Genomic DNA, 252 nt, shown 5'->3' on the forward strand with positions numbered 1-252 from the left:
TGCCCACGACCTCTAATCCGTCATTTGGCGCGCGCCTGGTCCAGGAGGGTAAGCAATTGCATTATCTGGCCGACCGTTCGGCTATTAACGGTACATTCACCCAGGCGCAACTACAGACGCTGAACATCGTCTTTCCGGCGTTTGTAAAACAGATGCAAGCCGCGTTACGTTCCGGTGAACTCGATCCGCGCAAAGCCAGACGGTTTACATCCACACTGAATGGCATGACCCTGGAGGCCGATACCAATGGCT

The 252-nt window shown here is 54.8% G+C and carries 1 protein-coding gene; it reads left to right on the plus strand.

From position 1 onward, the window contains the following. Positions 1-252: type IV toxin-antitoxin system YeeU family antitoxin (locus FDX22_RS00100; protein WP_146716553.1), on the plus strand; the 252-nt coding region annotated here is incomplete at both ends.

Source organism: Citrobacter sp. TBCS-14 (assembly GCF_005280805.1).
Lineage (GTDB): Bacteria > Pseudomonadota > Gammaproteobacteria > Enterobacterales > Enterobacteriaceae > Citrobacter > Citrobacter gillenii.